Genomic DNA, 19,931 nt, shown 5'->3' on the forward strand with positions numbered 1-19,931 from the left:
TTCCTCCAGTCGATTGCGGAACGCGGCAGCCCGGCCGCGTATCAGAAGAATTCCAGGCTGACGCGGAACATCTGCTCCACCTGCCGCACCCGCTCCGCGATGGCGAAAAGCACGCAGCGGTCATGGGCGCGGATCACGGTCGAGCCGTCCGGCGTGATGACGGTCCCGTCGCGGAAGACTGCACCGACGCGAATGCCGTCGGGCAGTTCGACCTCCCGCAAGGGCTTGCCGACAAGCGGCGAAGTTTCCAGCGCCTCGGCCTCGATGACCTCGGCCGCGCCGTTCTGCAGGGCATGGACGCCGCGGATACGGCCGCGCCGCACATGCTGCAGGATCTTGGAGATCGTCACTTGCCTCGGATTGACGAAGGCGTCAATGCCGAGCGCATGGGCGAAGGTCGGATAGCTCGGATTGTTGAGCAGCGCCAGATTGCGCTTGCAGCCGAGCTTCTTGGCCATAACGCAGGAGAGGATATTGACCTCGTCCTCATTGGTCAGCGCGATCAGCGTGTCCGCGTCCTGGATGTCGGCTTCCTTGAGGATGGTCTGGTCGAGCGCGCTGCCATGCAGGATCACGGCACGCTTCAAGGTGTCGGCAATGCTGAGCGCCCGCTCGCGCGAATGCTCGATGATCTTGACCTTGGCGGCTGACTGGCGCTGCTCCAGCGTGCGCGCCACATAGTGGCCGATATTGCCGCCGCCCGCGATGACGACCCTTGTCGCCTCCGGCTCCTCATGACCGAAGATCGCCAGCGTGCGCCGCACCTGGTCGCGCCGCGCGACCACATAAACGAGATCGTCGACGAACAGCGTGTCTGAGCTCTTGGGCACGAAGAGATGATTGCCCCGAAAGACACCGGTGACCACGGCGCCAAGATCGGGAAACAGCTCGGTCAACTGGCGCAGCGGCGTGTTGACCACCGGGCAATCCTCCCGGCAGATCAGGCCGACCACCACCACCTGATCATCGGCAAAGCGCACGGTCTCCACCGCACCCGGCAGCGCCAGACGGCGCAGCACCATCTCGCCCACCTCAATCTCCGGCGAGATGATCACGTCGATGGGCATGTTGTCCCGGGAGAAGAGGTCGCTCCAATGCGGCTTCAGATAGCTTTGCGCGCGCACGCGCGCCACCTTGGTCGGCACCTTGAACAGGGAATGGGCCACCTGGCAGGCGACCATGTTGACCTCGTCATAAAGCGTGACGGCGATCAGCATGTCGGCCTGATCGGCGCCGGCCTGCGCCAGCACGTCCGGATGCGCGCCATGCCCGACGAAACCGCGTACGTCGAGCGTGTCGCGGATCGCGTTGATCAGCCGCGGCGAGGAATCGATGACGGAGACATCGTTCTGTTCGGCCGCAAGCTTCTCGGCAATGCCGTAGCCCACCTGGCCGGCGCCGCAAATCACCACTCTCATCGGATCGAAGTCCCTTCAAGGTGTCCCGTCTGCCTGGAACCTATCACGTCGCCGCGCCTATGAAAGTCCGAGCGACTTCAGCTTCCGGTGCAGGGCGGAACGCTCCATGCCGACGAACTCCGCCGTGCGGGACACGTTGCCGCCGAACCGCTTGATCTGGGCCTGCAGATAGTCCCGCTCGAACATCTCGCGCGCATCCCTCAGCGGCAGCGCCATCAGATGCTCGCCGCCGCCATTGGTCGGCAGGCTCGGCACGTCCGCGCCGATCTCGCCCGGCAGCAGGTCGGCGGTGATCACCGCTTCCGGATCGCCGCGGGTGAGGATCATCAGCCGCTCCACGTTGTTGCGCAGCTGACGCACGTTGCCCGGCCAGTCATGTGCCTGCAAAACCGCCATCGCATCCTCGCCGATCTTGCGGATCGGCAGGCCGGACGCAGCCGAAATCTGCTCCATGAAGAAATGGACCAGGTCGGGAATGTCGTCGCGCCGCTCGGCCAGCGGCGGCACCTGCAGCGGCACCACGCCGAGCCGGTGGAACAGATCCTCGCGGAAGCGCGCCTCGGAGATCTCGCCCTCGAGATTGCGGGCACTCGACGACAGGATGCGGATGTCGACGCTGACCTTGCCGACGCCGCCGACACGAGTGAAGGTCTGGTCGACCAGCACGCGCAGGATCTTGCCTTGGGTCTCGTAGGGCATATCGGCGACTTCGTCGATGTAGAGCGTGCCGCCATGGGCCTCTTCCATCGCGCCGACCTTGCGGATGCGCCCCTCGGAATCCTCGATCCCGAAAAGCTCCTCCTCCATGCGCTCCGGCGTAATCGTCGCCGCGTTGATCACCACGAAGGGATTGCGCGCGCGCTGCGACATCGCATGGATGGTGCGGGCGGTCAGCTCCTTGCCGGCGCCTGAGGGGCCGATGATCAGCACCCGGCTGTTGGTCGGCGCAACGCGCTCGATCATGTGGCGCAGGTTGTTCATCGCGCTGCTGGCGCCCAGCAGCTCCGGCGCATCGCCGCTGCGCTGACGCAACTGCTTGATCTCGCGCTTGAGCGAGGACGCCTCCAGCGCGCGCTCGGTGATCAGCACCAGCCGATCGGCCTTGAACGGCTTCTCGATATAGTCGTAGGCGCCGCGCTTGATGGCCGAAACCGCCGTCTCGACATTGCCGTGGCCGGAAATAATGACCACCGGCAGCTCGGGATCCTGCGCCTTGATCGCGTCCAGCAGTTCGAGCCCGTCCAGCCGGCTGCCCTGGAGCCAGATGTCCAGCACGACCATGGATGGACGGCGTTCCTGGATGGCAGCGAGCGCACTGTCGCTGTCGCCGGCCGTGCGCGTCTTGTAGCCCTCGTCGTCGAGGATGCCGGCGATGAGGTCGCGAATGTCGGCCTCGTCGTCGACGATCAGGATATCATACGCCATCTGTAGCAACCGTCTCCGGGGTCACGGACGCCTCGCCTGTGTCTGACGGAAGATCCGCCGTGTTTCTTACCATCGTCAGGCGGACCATGGCCCCTCGCCCGCCTCCGACGCTCTCGTCCCGCACCGGCGCATCGAGAAGTTCGATGCCGCCGCCATGCTCTTCCATGATCTTCTTGACGATTGCGAGACCGAGGCCGGTGCCCTTCTCCCGTGTCGTCATATAGGGCTCCAGCAACCGCTGGCGGTTCTCCACCGGCAGGCCGATGCCATTGTCCACCACCTCGATGGCGATGGTCTCGCCGTCCTGGTGTACGGTGACGTCGATGCGGCCCTTGCTGCCGCTGTCGGCCGGCACCGCCAACACCGATTCCGTCGCGTTCTTGATGACGTTGGTCAGCGCCTGCCCGACCAGTCTCTGGTCGAACCGCGCCTTCACCGCCGTCTCCGGGAGATCGGTGCGGATCGAAATGTTCGGATTGGCGACGCTCTGCAGGAAGGCGGCCTCGCGCACGGTGGTGCGCAGATCGCTGCTGCTCATTGTCGGCTTCGGCATGCGCGCGAAGGACGAGAACTCGTCGACCATGCGGCCGATGTCGCCGACTTGGCGGATGATCGTATCGATGCACTGGTCGAACACGGTGCGGTCGTCGTCGACGATCGTCTTGCCGTAACGCCGGCGGATGCGCTCCGCCGACAGCTGGATCGGCGTCAGCGGGTTCTTGATCTCGTGGGCGATACGGCGCGCAACGTCCGCCCAGGCCGAGGTCCGCTGGGCAGTGACGAGATCGGTGATGTCGTCCAACGTGACCACGAAGCCGTGCTCGCTGCGGGTCGACTGCTCGCTGGTGACGCGCACATTGACGCTGCGCTCGCGTCCGTGCCGGTGCAGCGACACCTGCGTCTCGGTCATCCGGTCGTCGGCGCGCGCCAGCACGTCCTCCACGACAGAGGCGAGCTCCGGCACCACGCGGCCGAGCGGCTCGTCCAGAAGCGCGCTCTCGCTGACGTCGAGCAGCGACAAGGCGGAGCGGTTCACCAGCGTGATGCGCCCGGTGTCGTCGATGCCGATGACGCCGGCGGTGACGCCCGACAGCACCGCCTCGGTGAAGCGGCGGCGACGGTCGATCTGGTCGTTCGCCGCCAGCAGCGCATCGCGCTGGCCGCGCAGCTGCGCCGTCATGTTGTTGAAGGTGGTGCCGAGATTGGCAAGGTCGCCTGCCGACTTGTCGGTCTCCACCTGAACATAGAGATTGCCCTTGGAGACCTGGTCGGCTGCGCCGATGAGCCGGCGGATCGGCGAGACCAGCTGATTGGCGAAGCCGAAGCCGATCCAGATCGACGACAGCAGCAGCACCAGGGTGACGCCGGTATAGACGAGCGCGAAGGCCACCTGTACGCCGAACCGGCTTTGCTCCATCCGGCCGTACTGGCTGGCCCCGTCCTCGGCCAGACGCATGTAGTCGACCACGCGCTTGTCCATCGCGCGGGTGACATAGAGATACATGTCGTCATAGGCGGAGAGTTTCATCACGCCGCCGACGAGGTTGGAGACGCCCGGCGCGATCAGCACCGGTTCGCCGGCCGCCGCCTGCCCGAACGCCTCCACCGGCGGCAGGATGACCTCCACGTCCGGATTGACAACGACCCGGGTGATCACCGTACCGTCCGGCTTCATCAGATAGGCCCCGCCGAGCGCACGCAGGGTCGTTTGCGTCTGAAAGAAGCTGTCGAAGCGGGTCGGTTCGAAATCATAGACCGTCTTGGCCCGGTCGATGTCGTTGGCCATGGCGATCAGGTCGCCGCGCAGCACGCGGGCGTGCTCCTGCAGATAGGCCTGCGCGACGGTCAGCGCATTGTCGATGATCAGCCGGGTGCGGTCCTCGAACCAGCGGTCGAGGCCACGGTCGAGGGTGATGGTCGCGAGAATGGCGACGAGAACCGCGGGAACCGCCGCCACGACGCTGAACAGCGTGACGATGCGCCCGTGCAGGCGAGCCGCCGCCCGCCCTCGCCTGCGCGCCTGCAGAAGCGCCGCAAATTCGAGCCCGATCAGCAGCAAGAGGATGGCGACGAGAACGCCGTTGATCACCATCGCAACCTGTGCGACGGGACCGTCCGGCGCGATCGGCGTCACGCCCATCAGCACGAAGAAGGTCAGCGTGATGGAAATCAGCGAAACGATGACCAGCACGAGGCCGATGCGGCGCACGCGCAACCCGCTCCGACCGCTGTCGGACGGAGAATCTGCTCCGCTGGTTCTCTCGGCAAGCACAGTTGGCAACCGTCGCTAGAATCGGCCCAGGCGAGTCCGTTGCTGGGAATGCGGCACCCTTACCACACAATGTTGCCAAATTACGACAGGGATGCCGCCGCGTGAAGCCGACGTCAGCGGTTGGAGCGGATCACCTGGACGTCGAGGTCGCGGATTTTCTTGCGCAGCGTGTTGCGGTTGACGCCGAGCAGCTCTGCCGCCTTGATCTGGTTGCCGCGCGTGGCGGCGAGCGCTGCGCCGATCAACGGATACTCCACCTCGCGCAGGATGCGATGATAGAGCCCCGGGGGCGGCAGCGCGTCGCCGAAGGCCTGGAAGTAGGTGTTGAGATAGCGCTCGACCGATCCGGACAGATCGATTTGGGCGTTCTCCTCTTCCTCGACGCTGGGCGCCGGCTGGCTCAGTTCCTGGTCGATCAGCGCCGCGGAGATGACGTCCTGCGGATAGAGCGCCGAAAGCCGGCGGACGAGATTTTCCAGCTCGCGCACATTGCCCGGCCAGCGATAGCGTCGCAGACGGTCGATGGCGGCTGTCTCGATCTGCTTGGCCGGCAGCCCTTCTTTCTCCGCCAGCGTGAAAAAGTGCCGCACCAGGTCCGGAATGTCCTCGATGCGCTCGCGCAGCGGCGGGAGCCGGATCGGCACCACATTGAGCCGATAGTAGAGATCTTCACGGAAGAGTCCCTGGTTGATCAGCTGGCGCAGGTCCTTGTTGGTGGCCGCGACGATGCGCACGTCGGTGCGGATCGGCACCCGGCCGCCGACGGTGGTGTATTCGCCCTGCTGCAGGACGCGCAGGAGCCGCGTCTGTGCCTCCATCGGCATGTCGCCGATCTCGTCGAGGAACAGCGTGCCGCCGTCCGCCTGCTCGAAGCGTCCGGCCGAGCGCTGCTGCGCGCCGGTGAAGGCCCCCTTCTCGTGGCCGAACAGCTCGGCCTCGATCAGGTCGCGCGGGATCGCCGCCATGTTGATCGCGACGAACGGGCCGTTGCGGCGCTTGCCGTAGTCGTGCAGCGCGCGGGCAACGAGCTCCTTGCCCGTTCCGGACTCGCCGTTGATCATGACGGAAAGGTCGGTCTGCATCAGCCGGGCGAGCACCCGGTAGATTTCCTGCATGGCCGGCGAGCGGCCGACCAGTGGGATGTTTTCGCCCGCCTCCTCCGGCTCGTCGAGCTTGATCCGGCGCGGTTCCGAAAGGGCGCGGCCGACGATGCTGGTCAGCTCCTTCAGGTCGAAGGGCTTGGGAAGATACTCGTAAGCGCCCTTCTCCGAGGCGCGGATCGCCGTCATGAACGTGTTCTGCGCGCTCATCACGATCACCGGCAGGTCGGGGCGCAGCTTCTTGATGCGCGGCAGCACGTCGAAGGCGTTCTCGTCCGGCATCATCACGTCGGTGACGACGAGATCGCCATCGCCGGAACTGACCCAGCGCCACAAGGTTGTGGCGTTGGATGTGAGCCGCACGGTATAGCCGGCGCGCGACAGCGCCTGGTTCAGCACCGTGCGGATTGCGGCGTCGTCGTCGGCAACGAGGATTGTCCCGGTCGGCATGGTCGGTGTCCCAGAGGTCAGATTTCGTCCTGCGTCGCGTAAGCGGGCATCAGGATGCGGAAAACGGTGCGGCCCGGCTGGCTGTCGCATTCGATGACACCGCCGTGGTCGCCGATGATCTTGGCAACGAGCGCAAGCCCCAGGCCGGAGCCGTTGGCCTTGGTCGTCACAAAGGGGTCGAAGAGATGCGGCAGCAGGTCCTCGGGAACGCCCGGGCCGTTGTCGCGCACGCAGAACTCCAGCGGCAGGCTCACCCGTTCCCGCGAGCCGGGCACCGACAGGCGGATGCCGGGGCGGTAGGCGGTCGTCAGGGTGATCTCGCCCGCCGGCTCGCCCGCCACCGCTTCGCTGGCATTCTTCACCAGGTTGAGGAACACCTGCACCAGCTGGTCGCGATTGGCCAGGACCAGCGGCAGGGACGGGTCGTATTCGACGTTGATCGGGATGTTGCGGGCGAAGCCGGAATTGGCGAGGCGCTGCACATGGTCGAGCACCACGTGGATGTTGACCGGCTCGCGCTCGACCGGCCGCTCGTCGGAGAACACTTCCATCCGGTCGACCAGTTTCACGATCCGGTCGGTCTCGTCCATGATCAGCCGGGTGAGCGGACGGTCGTCCTCGGCGGCCGAGGCCTCCAGCAACTGCGCGGCGCCGCGAATGCCCGACAGCGGGTTCTTGATCTCGTGCGCCAGCATCGTCGCAAGGCCCGAGACGGTGCGCGCCGCACCGCGCGAGGTGAGTTGGCGGTCGATCTTTTCCGCCATGCCCCGCTCCTGCAGCATTAGGACGACGGCGCCGGGCCTGTCGGCCACAGGTGCGGCGATGATGTCGACGATCTTCTCGGCGCCGATGCGCGGCGAGCCGATGTCCACCTTGTACTCGTTGACCGGCGCGCCGCGCTCCCTCACCTGCGAGATCAGCATGAGCAGCGGACTGCCGAACGGCACGAAATGGGACACCGGATGCCGGCGGAGCACCTGCGCGCTGGCGCGGAAGAAGCTCTCCGCCGCCATGTTCGCCTCGACGATGCGGCCTTGCGGGTCGACGAGGATGAGCGGGTGCGGCAGCGCGTCGAGAATCTGCCCATTGGTGCCGGGGATGGGACCGGCGGCGGCTTCGCGTGCGCCTCTCATGCGGCGGCCTCCAGGCTGGATGCGGTTTCCGCCCCACCCGCAAAGCAGGCTCGAAGGCTGGCGGTGACGAAGCCGGCGTCTTCCGATGTCAGGATTTTCTGGCGTATGGGGCCGGGCACGCCGGGTGCGCCGGCATCCAGATACCAGGCGATATGCTTGCGGGCGAGCCGCAGCCCCTTTTGCGCGCCATAGAGCTCGCGCATCATCTCGATATGCTCGCAGACGAGCTCGCCGAGCTTGGCGCCCCAAGGCACAACCGGAGCCGGCAGGCCGTCGAGCCCGGCAGCGATGGCTCCCGGCAGCCAGGGGCGACCGTAAGCAGCGCGCCCGACCATGACCGCATCGGCGCCTGACCGGTCCATCATCTCGTGCGCATCCTCCACCGAGCCGCAATCGCCATTGGCGACCAGCGGGACGGAGATCCGCTCGCGCACCGCCCGGATCGCATCCCAGTCGGCCTGACCCTTGTAGAACTGGCAGCGAGTGCGGCCGTGCACGGTGATCATCGCGACGCCGGCCGCCTCGGCCCGCGCGGCAAGCTCCGGCGCATTGAGCGAATCGTGGTCCCAGCCGAGGCGCATCTTCAGCGTCACGGGCACGGAGACCGCGCCGACGGTGGCTTCCACCAGCGTCAGGGCGTGGTCGAGATCGCGCATGAGCGCCGAGCCGGAATAGCCGGAGGTCACCTTCTTGGCCGGGCAGCCCATGTTGATGTCGATGATATCGGCCCCGGCGGCCTCTGCCAGGCGCGCACCCTCTGCCATCCAGTGCGCCTCGCGGCCGGCTAGCTGCACCACATGCAGCGCGCCGGCGATTCCCTCGCTGCGCAGACGGGTTTCGGGATGCCCCTCGGCAAGCTGCTCGCACGCCACCATTTCGGAAACGACGAGCCCGGCGCCGAAGCGGTGCGCCAGATGCCGGAAAGCCACATCGGTGACGCCGGACATGGGCGCGAGAAACACGCGATTGGCGCTTTCCACCGTCCCGATCCTGATGCCGCGGCCGTTGGCGCCGCCTTGCTGAATGCTCATATGATGTGCACTTTCCACTGTGCCTACAGAATAGACAATGTCGATTACGCTGCAAGTGCGAAATTCGCGCGTCCGACATAAGCCTTGTGGATGCGCAGCGAAACCGTCAAAACCGCCGCATCCGCATTGACGACCGGACATGACGATGACCGCGCCCGACCATTCCCCGCCTAGCGCTGCCGGCCGAGTGGCCATGCTGATCGTCGCGGCAGGCAAGGGCCTGCGCGCGGGCGGCGGCGTGCCGAAGCAGTACCGACAGATCGGCGGCACGCCTTTGCTGCGCCGCACAATCGAGGCGGCGCTCGCCTGCGACCGCGTGTCTGCCGTCGCGGTGCTGATCGGCGAGAACGACGACGCCCACTATGCCGACTGCATTGCCGGGCTCGCCGATCCGCGCCTGCAGCCGCCCGCCCGAGGCGGCGACACCCGCCAGGCAACGGTGCTGCACGGCCTGCGGGCGCTCGCACACCTCGCCCCGGACATCGTCCTCATCCATGACGGGGCCCGCCCCTTCGTCTCGATTGAGGTCATACAGGCCTCCATCGACGCGATTGCGGCCGGCCACCGCGCAGCGGTTGCCGCCGTCCCCGTTTCCGATACGCTGAAGCGGGCAGACCCGGAGAGCGGCGCAATCCTCGGCACGGTGGAGCGCAACGGACTTTATGCCGCGCAGACGCCGCAGGCCTTCCGCTTTCACGATATCCTGGACGCGCATGAGCGCGCGGCAAGCGAAGGCCTCGCGTCCTTCACGGACGATGCGGCCGTTGCCGAATGGGCGGGCCTTACGGTCGTGCTTACGCCCGGCGAGACCGGCAACGTCAAGATCACCACGGCGGAGGACCTGCGCCGCTTCGACAGGGACAGCGCCACCAGGGAGCCTCGCATGGACATGGAAACACGGGTCGCCACCGCCTACGACGTGCACGCATTCGAGGCGGGCAACGGTGTCGTTCTCGGCGGCATCGCCATTCCCCACGACCGCGCGCTCATGGGCCACTCCGACGCGGACGTGGTGCTGCACGCGCTCACCGACGCGGTGCTGGCAACGATTTGCGACGGCGATATCGGCCATCACTTTCCGCCGAGCGATCCGCAGTGGCGGGGCGCAGCCTCCGATCAGTTTCTCGACTACGCGGTCGACCGGCTGCGCCAGCGCGGCGGGCGGATCTCGCATCTGGATGTCACCATCGTCTGCGAACGCCCGAAAATCGGGCCGCACCGCGAAGCGATGCGCGCGCGCATCGCCGAAATTTGCGGCACGCCGCTTCACCGGGTATCGGTAAAGGCCACGACCTCGGAGCGCCTCGGCTTCACGGGGCGCGAGGAAGGCATTGCGGCTCTGGCGACGGTCACCGTCCGCCTGCCCGAGCAGAATGACGACATCACCGCGCAAGGAGGCCATGCGTGACCGATCTCGCCCGCGTCGAGGACAGTGCGGCCCGCGTCATCCGCGAGGCGACTGCCGCAGGCCTGCTGCTGGCAACCGCGGAATCCTGCACCGGCGGGCTGATCGCCAGCTCCCTTACCGAGATCTCCGGCTCGTCGGCAGTGGTCGACCGCGGGTTCGTGACCTATTCCAATGAAGCAAAGCGCGACATGCTGGGCGTACCGGCCGACCTGATCGCCCGCGTCGGCGCGGTCAGCCGCGACGTCGCCATCGCCATGGCCGAGGGCGCGCTCACGGCCTCGCGCGCAGATGTGACCGTTGCAATCACCGGGATCGCCGGACCGGGCGGCGGCTCTGCGGAAAAGCCGGTCGGTCTGGTTCACATGGCCCTGGCTGCCAAGGGCCTCCCGACACAACATGAAGAGTTGCGCCTCGGCGACGTCGGGCGAAGCGCAGTGCGCCTTGCCACCGTGGAGCGCGCCCTCACTGCCCTGTCGCAGACCATTGCTAAAGTTTTATCGGTTCGTGAAACCGGAGAATGACCAGTTCAACAAGGGCTTTCCCCTGTTAATTGTTTTTTCTGGGTAATGCACCCAAAGTCCTGTTCAAACAGGGACATGTAACATGCGTAAGACCTGCCTGACCGTTGCCCTCGCGATTGCCCTGCCGACAGGCGCGCTTGCAGACGACATCCACATGATCTCACGACACTCGGACGGCTCCTTCTATGGCAGCCACAAGGTATTCACGCGCGCCGGCGACAACCTTCACGAGATATCGCTCTGCGGTCATGCCTATTACGCCCGGGCGGCAACGGTCGCCTGGATGAACTACGAGGCAGAGGAAGGCCGCGACGTCGGCCTGGAGTTGAACCAGGGAAAGGGCTGGTACCGTATCTGCGAGGAACCGAGCAAGCAGGTCAAGCTCGCCGATATTGGTGTCGAGGGCACCAACGCGGAGGTGATGCGCGCCAGCGAAGAGGCGATGAACCGCCGCATGCGCTTCATCCATATCCGTCAGATGTTCTCGAAATACGGAAATTCCGGCGCCGCCTCATCATCCTATCACGCAAGGTGACGTGCGGGGAGCCCGGCTAGCCGGCGCCGTAGACCACGTCGGCCCGCGCCTCGAAGGCATCGGAGAACTTCCTGAAAGCCCGGTCGAACATCGCCGACATGAGCGCACTCAACGTGCGGCTCTTAAACTCATAGCTGATGTCGAAACCAACCTCGCAGGCATCCTCGCCGAGCGGCTTGAACGTCCAGACATTTTCCAGGTGCCGGAACGGGCCGTCGAGATACTCGACGAGAATTCGCCTGTTGGCAGGCTCCAGCGTTACCCGGCTGGTGAAGGTCTCGCGAAACAGCTTGTAGGCGACGGTCATGTCGGCAACGAGCACTTCGCGCCCTCCGCCGAGATCCTTGCGCCCCCTCACCTGCAGTTTCTCGCAAAGCGGCACGAATTCGGGATACTTCTCCACATCGGCGACGAGCGCGAACATGTCGTCGCTGCTGTGCGCCACCTTATGCACGGTCTGGAATGACGGCATGTGACTTTCGGTCCTGCGTCTTTCTCGTGTCGGCGGCCCGACGTCCAGCCGGGCCGAAAGATCAGGCGGACGCGGCTTGGCCCAGCTTTGCGGCGCGCGCGCGCTTCAGGTCGGCGAAGTCCTCGCCCGCGTGATGCGAGGAACGGGTCAGCGGGCTCGCCGAAACCTTCAGGAAGCCCTTCGCATAGGCGATCTTCTCGAACGCCGTGAACTCGTCGGGCGTCACGAAGCGCATCACCGCGTGATGCTTGGAACTCGGCTGCAGGTACTGGCCGATGGTCAGGAAGTCGACATCGGCTGTGCGCAGATCGTCCATCAGTTGAAGGACCTCGTTCCGCTCCTCGCCGAGGCCGACCATGATGCCCGACTTGGTGAACATGCCCGGGTCGATCTCCTTTACCTGCTGCAGCAGGCGGATGGAGTGGAAGTAGCGGGCGCCGGGGCGCACGGTCAGATACTTCGACGGCACGGTCTCGAGATTGTGGTTGAAGACGTCTGGCCGCGCGCGAACCACCGTCTCCAGCGCGCCGGGCTTGCGCAGGAAATCGGGCGTCAGCACCTCGATGGTGGTCGAAGGCGCGCGCTCGCGGATCGCCTGGATCACTTCGGCGAAATGGCCGGCACCGCCGTCGGAAAGATCGTCGCGATCCACCGAGGTGATGACGACATGCTGAAGGCCCATCGTCGCAACCGCCTCGGCAACGCCGGCCGGCTCCTTCGGATCGACCGGGCCGGGCATGCCCGTGCGCACGTTGCAGAAGGCGCAGGCGCGGGTGCAGGTATCGCCGAGGATCATGAAGCTGGCATGCTTCTTCGACCAGCATTCGCCGATATTCGGGCAGCCCGCTTCCTCGCAGACGGTCACGAGATTGTTGGAGCGCACGACCTGCTGCGTCTCCCGGTAGACGGGGGACGTGGGTGCCTTCACCCGGATCCAGGCAGGCTTGCGCTGGATCGGATTGTCGGGCCGATGGGCCTTTTCCGGGTGGCGGGGCCGCTCGGCCTGCGAGTTGCCCTGGGTGACCGTGTCGAGGAGTGTAACCATGGCACCTAAGTGTCGCTGTTGGGGTGAAAGGTCAAGCGGTTCCGCGCCGGTCTGCTATACCGCCGCAGCAGGTCTCATGTAGCGTTTGAGCTGCGAAACGGCGGTCTCGCCGAGCGGCTGCGAGCGGCGGGTCGCTTCGTTGATCTGCACCACCACGCTGCGCGCCTTCGCAAGCGGCCGGCCGTCCTGGCAGATCACCTGCTCCAAAGTCACCGAACTGCGCCCGATACTCGCCACCGCCGTGCCGATCTCCACGGTGCCCGGCCACAGGCCTTCGGCAAGGAAGTCGAGCTCCAGCCGGGCGATCACGAAGGCCGCACCCGGTTCGGCGAGCTCCCCGGCAGCATGAAACAGAAGCTCCACCCGGCCGGTTTCCAGAAACGTCGAATAGACCGCGTTGTTGACGTGACCCTGCCGATCCGTGTCGCTGTAGCGCAACTTGTCGCTCGTGCGCAGCGGAAAGGCATCGATGATGGCGGCAGCGTCGCTCAACCGCGGATCTTCCGCCACACGAACAACAGCAGGATCGCGCCCACCGTCGCCAGCACCAGCTGGTCGATGAACCCGCCCGACACGTTGAGCTTGAAGATTTCCGCAAGCTTGCCGCCCACCAGCGCGCCGATCAGGCCGACGACCAGGCTGCCGAAGAAGCCGCCGCGGCTGTCGAGCACACGGTGCGCAACGGCACCGGCGATCAGCCCGATCAAGATCCAGAGGATGATGCCCATTCTGCCCTCACCTGAAAGCCGGCCGGGGATCGCCCGGCCGGTAATGTTATCCGTCCGATCAGGCAAGCACCCGCGCGATCAGCACCACGACAATCGCACCGACCGCCGCGACGATGACCTGATTCACGAAGGCATTGCCGACATTGATGTTGATGCCGGCAAGATTGAACAGGAAGCCGCCGACAAACGCGCCGATCAGGCCGGTGATGAGATAGCGAACAAGACCGCCGCCGCCGATCAACAGGCTGGCGAGCCAGCCGGCAATGAGACCGATGGCGCACCAGATGAGGATGTTCTTGACGTCCATGTCGAAAGTCCCCGTTTTGAAGAAGCGCCGCGAGGCGCCCGCCAAGGGTAGACGCTTCGGAGCACAACTCAAGATAGATTGGACCGCCGCCAGCCCTCAGGCGTTCAGCACCCGGCCATACGCGTCGAGCACGCTCTCCTTCATCATTTCCGACAGGGTCGGGTGCGGGAAGATCGTGTGCATCAGCTCTTCCTCGGTGGTTTCCAGGTTCATGGCGACCACGAAGCCCTGGATCAGCTCGGTCACTTCCGCGCCGACCATATGGGCACCGATCAGTTCGCCGGTCTTCTTGTCGAAGATCGTCTTGATGAGTCCCTGGTCCTCGCCGAGCGCGATCGCCTTGCCGTTGGCCGCGAAGCTGTAGCGGCCAACGCGGATATCGCGTCCCTGCTCCTTGGCCTTGGCCTCGGTGAGGCCGACGGAGGCGACCTGCGGGTTGCAATAGGTGCAGCCCGGAATGCGACCCTTCTCCATCGGATGGACGCCCGGCACGCCGGCGATCTTCTCGATGCAGATGACGCCCTCGTGCTCGGCCTTGTGGGCCAGCATCGGCGGGCCGGCGACGTCGCCGATCGCATAGATGCCCGGCACGTTGGTCTTACCGTAGCCGTCGATGACGATGCAGCCGCGGTCGGTCTTGACGCCGAGCGCCTCCAGGCCGAGGCCCTCGATATTGCCCTGCACGCCGACAGCGGAAATCAGGCGGTCGGCGGTGATCTTCTCCACCTTGCCGTCCTTGGTCTCAACATGCGCGGTAACGGAATTGGCGCCTTTCTCGACCTTGGCGACCTTGGCCTCGGTGAGGATCTTCAACCCTCGCTTTTCAAGCTGCTTGCGGGCGAATGCGGAGATCTCGGCGTCTTCCACCGGCATGACCTGCGGCATCACCTCGACGACGGTCACCTCGGCACCCATCGAACGGTAGAAGGAGGCGAACTCGATGCCGATGGCGCCCGAGCCCATCACGACCAGCGACTTGGGCATGACGTCCGGCTTCATCGCCTCGAAATAGGTCCAGATCAGCTTGCCGTCCGGCTCGATACCCGGCAGCGCACGGGGACGCGCGCCGGTCGCGACGATGACGTGCTTGGCGGTGTAGGTGCCCTCGCCCTTGACGCCCTTCGGCACCGGGTTCTGCGGCTCGACCACCGGCTTCGTCGACTTGCCGACGCTGATCTCGCCGGGCTTGGTCAGCTTCGCCTCGCCCCAGATCACGTCGATCTTGTTCTTCTTCATCAGGAAGGCGACGCCGCCGTTGAGACGGGCCGAGACGCCGCGCGAGCGGGCGACCACGTCCTTGACGTCTGCGGTCATCTTGCCCTCGAGCTTCAGGCCGTAGCTCTTGGCATGGTTGGCGTGATCGAGGATCTCCGCCGACCGGAGCAGCGCCTTGGTCGGGATGCAGCCCCAGTTGAGGCAGATGCCGCCAAGATGCTCGCGCTCGACGATCGCGGTCTTGAGGCCGAGCTGCGCCGCACGGATGGCCGTGACATAGCCTCCCGGACCCGAGCCGATGATGATGACGTCGTAGGACGTACCGCTCATGAAAAGTCCTCCAGATAGGACGGCGGGCGCGCCGGAAGGCTGCGCCCGGCGGAAACGGAAGTGATGGCGAGACGGCCGGCACCGCGATGCGGCGCCGGCCTGCTGATCACACCAGCATGCTCATCGGGTTTTCGATCAACTGCCGGAACGCAGACATCAGTTCCGCGCCGAGGGCGCCATCGACCGCGCGGTGGTCGGTCGACAGGGTCACCGACATGACGGTGGCAATCGCCAGCGCACCGTTCTTGACCACGGCGCGCTGCTCGCCCGCGCCGACCGCGAGAATGGTTGCGTGCGGCGGATTGATCACAGCGGCGAAGTCCTTGATGCCGAACATGCCGAGATTGGAGACCGAGGTGGTGCCGCCCTGGTATTCCTGCGGCTGCAGCTTGCGGCTGCGGGCGCGGCCGGCAAGGTCCTTCATCTCGTTGGAGATCGCGGACAGTGTCTTCTCGTCGGCCCGGCGGATGATCGGGGTGATCAGGCCGCCCTCGATGGCCACGGCAACACCGACATCGGCATGCTTGTGGACCAGCATGCCGCCGTCGGTCCAGCTGGCATTGGCCGCCGGCACCGCCTTCAGCGCCAGAGCATGGGCCTTGATGACCATGTCGTTGACCGAGAGCTTGTAGGCCGGCTTGCCGTCCTTGTCCTTCGGCGCCGCATCGTTGAGCTGGGCGCGAAGGGCCAGCAGCGCGTCGAGCTCGCAATCCACCGTCAGGTAGAAATGCGGCACGGTCTGCTTGGACTCCGTCAGGCGCTTGGCGATGGTCTTGCGCATGTTGTCATGCGGCACGACCTCGTAGCTGCCCTCCTCGAAGAGCTTGAGCACCTGCGAGTCCGCCATGCCGGACGGCGCGGCGGCCTTGGGAGCCTCGGCAGCGGCGGGCTTGTCGGCCGCAGCGGCCTTCGGCGCATCCGCGCCCTTGCGGCCCGTGCCCGACTTCAGCGCCTCGTCCACATCGCGCTTGACGATGCGGCCATGCGGACCGGAGCCGGAGATCGCGGCAAGGTCGAGACCGTCCTGCGCGGCAAGCCGGCGGGCGAGAGGCGAGGCAAAGATGCGCTCGCCCTTGTCGCCGGCCGGGGCCGGCGGAGCCTTGGCGGGAGCCGCCGGCTCGGCAGCGGCCGGAGTGGACGGCTCCGACTTTGCAGAGGCCTCGGACTTTGCCGGAGCCTCCGATTTCGCGGGTGCTTCCGCCTCGGCAGGTGCAGCGTCGGCCTTCGCGGCGCCGTCGAGCGAGGAGGCATCCTCCCCCTCTTCGAGCAGCAGCGCGATGACCTCGTTGACCTTCACGCCCTCGGTGCCTTCCGCGACGAGAATCTTGCCGACCTTGCCCTCGTCGACCGCTTCGACTTCCATTGTCGCCTTGTCGGTCTCGATTTCCGCGATGACGTCGCCGGAGGAGACGGTGTCGCCCTCCTTGACCAGCCACCTGGCGAGATTGCCCTCTTCCATCGTCGGCGAGAGGGCCGGCATCAAAATCTTGATTGGCATCGTCTCTTCCCCGCCTCAGGCCGTGTAGGTGACGGCTTTGACCGCGTCGATGACTTCCTTCACCGAAGGTAGAGCCAGCTTCTCGAGGTTGGCCGCATAGGGCATCGGCACATCCTTGCCGGTGACCCGCAGGATCGGCGCGTCGAGCCAGTCGAACGCCTTTTCCTGAACCTGATAGCCGATCTCCGAGGACACCGAGCACATCGGGTAGGCTTCCTCGACCGTGACCAGGCGCCCGGTCTTCTTCACCGAAGCGATGACCGTGTCGATGTCCAGCGGACGGATCGAGCGCAAGTTGACCACTTCGGCGGAAATGCCGGCAGCCGCCAGTTCCTCGACCGCCTTCATGACGTAGGTCATGCCGATACCCCAGGATACGATGGTTACATCGCTGCCCTTGCGCTCGACCTTTGCCTTGCCGATCGGCAGGACGAAGTCCTCGACGTCCGGGATCTCGAAGGTCTGGCCGTAGAGAATTTCGTTCTCGAGGAAGACGACCGGGTTCGGATCGCGGATCGCGGCCTTGAGCAGGCCCTTGGCATCGGCCGCCGACCACGGCTGCACGACCTTGAGGCCCGGGACATGGGCGTACCAGGCCGCATAGTCCTGGCTGTGCTGGGCGGCGACGCGGGCCGCGGCACCGTTGGCGCCGCGGAACACGATCGGCGCGCCCATCTGACCGCCGGACATGTAGAGCGTCTTGGCGGCGGAGTTGATGATCTGGTCGATCGCCTGCATGGCGAAATTGAAGGTCATGAACTCGACGATCGGCTTGAGGCCGGCCATCGCCGCGCCGACGCCAAGGCCCGTGAACCCGTGCTCGGTGATCGGGGTGTCGATGACGCGCTTGGCACCGAACTCCTCGAGCAGGCCTTGCGAGATCTTGTAGGCGCCCTGATATTCGGCGACTTCCTCGCCCATCAGGAAGACGTCGCCGTCGCGGCGCATCTCTTCCGCCATGGCATCGCGCAGCGCTTCGCGGACGGTGGTCTTCACCATCGGCGTGCCTTCCGGCACATCCGGGTCGCTGACGTCGTCAGGGGCCGGAGCGACGGGCGCGGCGGCAACCGGAGCCGGCTTCTCGGCCGGAGCCTCGGCTTGCTTTTCCTGCGGCGCGGGCGCTGCAGCGGCGGCCTTCGGCGCGGCATCGAGGGCGGACGCATCCTCGTCCTCGCCCAGCAGCATGGCGATGGGCGTGTTGACCTTGACGTTCTCGGTGCCCTCGGCAACGAGGATCTTGCCGAGCACGCCCTCGTCAACCGCCTCGACCTCCATGGTCGCCTTGTCGGTCTCGATCTCGGCGATGACATCGCCGGCGGCGACGCTGTCGCCTTCTTTTTTCACCCATTTGGCCAGGGTGCCCTCTTCCATCGTCGGGGAGAGGGCCGGCATCAGAATCTCAATCGGCATCGTACGCTCCCGCGATCAAAGAAGAATGTCGGTGTAGAGCTCGGAAACATCCGGCTCCGGATCCGTCTGCGCGAACTCGGCGGACTCCGCCACGATCTCGCGCACCTCCTTGTCGATGGCCTTGAGGTCGTCCTCGCTCGCCCATCCGTTGTCCAGCAGACGCTTGCGGACTTGCTCGATCGGATCGTGCTCGGTGCGCATCTTCTGGACCTCCTCCTTCGACCGGTACTTGGCCGGGTCGGACATGGAGTGGCCGCGATAGCGATAGGTGATCATTTCGAGGATGTACGGGCCCTTGCCCGAGCGGCAGTGCTCGAGCGCCTTCTCGCTGGCCGCCATGACGGCGCGCACGTCCATGCCGTCGACCTGTTCGCCGGGAATGCCGAACGAGGCGCCGCGCTGGGACAGGTCCGTCGTCGCGGAGGCGCGCTCGACGCTGGTGCCCATGCCGTACTTGTTGTTCTCGATGACATAGACCACGGGCAGCTTCCACAGCTGCGCCATGTTGAAGCTTTCGTAGACCTGGCCCTGGTTGGAGGCGCCGTCGCCGAAGAAGGTCATCGCGACCGCACCGTTCTCGCGGTAGCGGTTGGCGAAGCCGAGGCCCGTGCCGAGCGAGACCTGGGCACCGACGATGCCGTGGCCGCCGTAGAATTGCTTTTCCTTGGAGAACATGTGCATGGAGCCGCCCTTCCCCTTGGAATAGCCGCCCCGGCGTCCGGTCAGCTCGGCCATGACGCCCTTCGGGTCCATGTCCATGGCGAGCATATGGCCGTGATCACGATAACCGGTGATCATCTGGTCGCCGTCCTTGGATGCCATGCGCATGCCGACGACGACCGCTTCCTGACCGATATACAGGTGGCAGAAGCCGCCGATCAGGCCCATGCCGTAAAGCTGGCCGGCCTTTTCCTCAAAACGGCGGATGAGCAGCATGTGCCGATAGGCACTCAGCTCCTGCTCCTTGGTGAACTCTACGATCGCGGGCGACGATTTGGCCGCCCCTCCCTTCGACCGGGCAGCGCTCTTCGAGCGTGCACCGGAGGTCTTGCCAGACGTTCCAGCCATGTCCCTCGTCTCGGTTTTGCGCCCCTTGCGGGACTGCGTTTCCCCTTCAGCAATCTAGCGGAAGGTACGCGAGGGGAAAAGTCAATGAAAGCCGGAAGTTGATGGCAGCAGAATCATCTCAAGTGACTGATATCAATTCTCTTTTCTGAATTTAACTGAAATGTGGTTCAATATACATTCTGAACCTATTTTCAGTTATTCTGCAGAGGCGCGGCGCGGGCGCAGGATCGCCAGCTCCTGCGAATGCACCAGGTTGAGGCTTGCGCGCGCCCGCTCGTCGATCATGTCCGGATCGAGGCTTTCGGGGCGCAGCAGCATCACGCGCCTGAGCAAATCTTCGCGTTCCCCGCGCACCACGGCAAGCTCTTTCTCGAGCTCGGCATAGCGATGCTCGATCCGGGCCTTGCCCACGAGACCGAGCTCGCCGTTCAGCGCGTGAAAGGCGAAATAGGCGACGAGCCCCACAGCAATCGCCGGCACCGTGAGGCGCTGGCGAAGGGTACGGCGGCGGTAACGGGTGGAATTGAACGGCACGGAAGCGACCCGACTCGATACGAACAGTTCG

19 protein-coding genes are annotated in these 19,931 nt (G+C 65.5%); 3 read left to right on the top strand and 16 right to left on the bottom strand.

Annotated elements, in window-relative coordinates:
* Nucleotides 1-41 precede the first annotated feature (41 nt).
* The 6 genes from trkA to dusB all read right to left on the bottom strand — a co-directional run bounded on the left by trkA (nt 42) and on the right by dusB (nt 8,829).
* Complete coding sequence (gene trkA, locus MNI96_RS01595) at nt 42-1,418, bottom strand: Trk system potassium transporter TrkA (protein WP_158192301.1); 1,377 nt, start codon at nt 1,416-1,418, stop codon at nt 42-44.
* A gap of 57 nt (nt 1,419-1,475) precedes the next feature.
* Nucleotides 1,476-2,843 (bottom strand): nitrogen assimilation response regulator NtrX, encoded by a 1,368-nt coding sequence (gene ntrX / locus MNI96_RS01600; RefSeq protein WP_249689755.1) that lies wholly within the window; start codon nt 2,841-2,843, stop codon nt 1,476-1,478.
* Nucleotides 2,833-5,058 (bottom strand): sensor histidine kinase NtrY-like, encoded by a 2,226-nt coding sequence (locus MNI96_RS01605; RefSeq protein ID WP_283776278.1) that lies wholly within the window; start codon nt 5,056-5,058, stop codon nt 2,833-2,835. The genes ntrX and MNI96_RS01605 overlap by 11 nt, the downstream gene beginning before the upstream one ends.
* Before the next feature lie 170 nt (nt 5,059-5,228).
* The gene (ntrC, locus tag MNI96_RS01610) at nt 5,229-6,665 is read right to left on the bottom strand and encodes a nitrogen regulation protein NR(I) (protein WP_249689759.1); all 1,437 of its coding nucleotides are present in this window, start codon (nt 6,663-6,665) and stop codon (nt 5,229-5,231) included.
* Nucleotides 6,666-6,682: 17 nt separating this feature from the next.
* Entirely contained in the window at nt 6,683-7,798 is a 1,116-nt protein-coding gene (locus MNI96_RS01615) for a two-component system sensor histidine kinase NtrB (protein WP_249689761.1), read from the bottom strand.
* Nucleotides 7,795-8,829, bottom strand: coding sequence for a tRNA dihydrouridine synthase DusB (dusB, locus tag MNI96_RS01620; protein WP_249689763.1), 1,035 nt, complete (start codon nt 8,827-8,829; stop codon nt 7,795-7,797). Before dusB ends, MNI96_RS01615 begins: the two co-directional genes overlap by 4 nt.
* Nucleotides 8,830-8,974: 145 nt before the next feature.
* Here dusB and MNI96_RS01625 point away from each other — a divergent pair, with 145 nt between their 5' ends.
* The 3 genes from MNI96_RS01625 (at nt 8,975) to MNI96_RS01635 (ending at nt 11,293) form a co-directional block, all read left to right on the top strand.
* A complete protein-coding gene (locus tag MNI96_RS01625) occupies nt 8,975-10,237 on the top strand; it encodes a bifunctional 2-C-methyl-D-erythritol 4-phosphate cytidylyltransferase/2-C-methyl-D-erythritol 2,4-cyclodiphosphate synthase (RefSeq protein ID WP_249689765.1) in 1,263 nt (420 codons plus the stop codon).
* Nucleotides 10,234-10,758, top strand: a complete 525-nt coding sequence (locus tag MNI96_RS01630; RefSeq protein WP_249689767.1) for a CinA family protein — start codon at nt 10,234-10,236, stop codon at nt 10,756-10,758. The genes MNI96_RS01625 and MNI96_RS01630 overlap by 4 nt, the downstream gene beginning before the upstream one ends.
* 82 nt (nt 10,759-10,840) lie before the next feature.
* Nucleotides 10,841-11,293, top strand: coding sequence for a hypothetical protein (locus MNI96_RS01635; protein WP_249689770.1), 453 nt, complete (start codon nt 10,841-10,843; stop codon nt 11,291-11,293).
* Between the two features lie 16 nt (nt 11,294-11,309).
* Here MNI96_RS01635 and MNI96_RS01640 read toward each other — a convergent pair whose 3' ends face one another.
* The 10 genes from MNI96_RS01640 to MNI96_RS01685 all read right to left on the bottom strand — a co-directional run bounded on the left by MNI96_RS01640 (nt 11,310) and on the right by MNI96_RS01685 (nt 19,900).
* Nucleotides 11,310-11,765 carry a type II toxin-antitoxin system RatA family toxin gene (locus tag MNI96_RS01640; RefSeq protein WP_249689772.1) on the bottom strand — a complete coding sequence of 152 codons (456 nt, stop codon included), beginning with the start codon at nt 11,763-11,765 and terminating at the stop codon, nt 11,310-11,312.
* A gap of 61 nt (nt 11,766-11,826) precedes the next feature.
* Complete coding sequence (lipA, locus tag MNI96_RS01645; RefSeq protein ID WP_249689773.1) at nt 11,827-12,810, bottom strand: lipoyl synthase; 984 nt, start codon at nt 12,808-12,810, stop codon at nt 11,827-11,829.
* 54 nt (nt 12,811-12,864) lie between these two features.
* The gene (locus tag MNI96_RS01650) at nt 12,865-13,302 is read right to left on the bottom strand and encodes an acyl-CoA thioesterase (RefSeq protein ID WP_249689775.1); all 438 of its coding nucleotides are present in this window, start codon (nt 13,300-13,302) and stop codon (nt 12,865-12,867) included.
* Nucleotides 13,299-13,538 (bottom strand): GlsB/YeaQ/YmgE family stress response membrane protein, encoded by a 240-nt coding sequence (locus tag MNI96_RS01655; RefSeq protein ID WP_158192311.1) that lies wholly within the window; start codon nt 13,536-13,538, stop codon nt 13,299-13,301. The genes MNI96_RS01650 and MNI96_RS01655 overlap by 4 nt, the downstream gene beginning before the upstream one ends.
* A 58-nt stretch (nt 13,539-13,596) precedes the next feature.
* Nucleotides 13,597-13,845, bottom strand: coding sequence for a GlsB/YeaQ/YmgE family stress response membrane protein (locus MNI96_RS01660; RefSeq protein ID WP_158192312.1), 249 nt, complete (start codon nt 13,843-13,845; stop codon nt 13,597-13,599).
* A gap of 96 nt (nt 13,846-13,941) precedes the next feature.
* A complete protein-coding gene (lpdA, locus tag MNI96_RS01665) occupies nt 13,942-15,390 on the bottom strand; it encodes a dihydrolipoyl dehydrogenase (RefSeq protein WP_249689778.1) in 1,449 nt (482 codons plus the stop codon).
* Nucleotides 15,391-15,496: 106 nt separating this feature from the next.
* Nucleotides 15,497-16,888 (bottom strand): pyruvate dehydrogenase complex dihydrolipoamide acetyltransferase, encoded by a 1,392-nt coding sequence (locus MNI96_RS01670; RefSeq protein WP_249689780.1) that lies wholly within the window; start codon nt 16,886-16,888, stop codon nt 15,497-15,499.
* Nucleotides 16,889-16,903: 15 nt separating this feature from the next.
* Nucleotides 16,904-18,298 (bottom strand): pyruvate dehydrogenase complex E1 component subunit beta, encoded by a 1,395-nt coding sequence (locus tag MNI96_RS01675; protein WP_249689782.1) that lies wholly within the window; start codon nt 18,296-18,298, stop codon nt 16,904-16,906.
* A gap of 15 nt (nt 18,299-18,313) precedes the next feature.
* Nucleotides 18,314-19,366, bottom strand: a complete 1,053-nt coding sequence (pdhA, locus tag MNI96_RS01680) for a pyruvate dehydrogenase (acetyl-transferring) E1 component subunit alpha (protein WP_283776279.1) — start codon at nt 19,364-19,366, stop codon at nt 18,314-18,316.
* Between the two features lie 195 nt (nt 19,367-19,561).
* Entirely contained in the window at nt 19,562-19,900 is a 339-nt protein-coding gene (locus tag MNI96_RS01685; RefSeq protein ID WP_249689784.1) for an FtsB family cell division protein, read from the bottom strand.
* Nucleotides 19,901-19,931: the final 31 nt, after the last annotated feature.

The sequence above is a fragment of the Stappia sp. WLB 29 genome, assembly GCF_023507705.1.
In the GTDB taxonomy this organism is placed as follows: Bacteria; Pseudomonadota; Alphaproteobacteria; order Rhizobiales; family Stappiaceae; genus Stappia.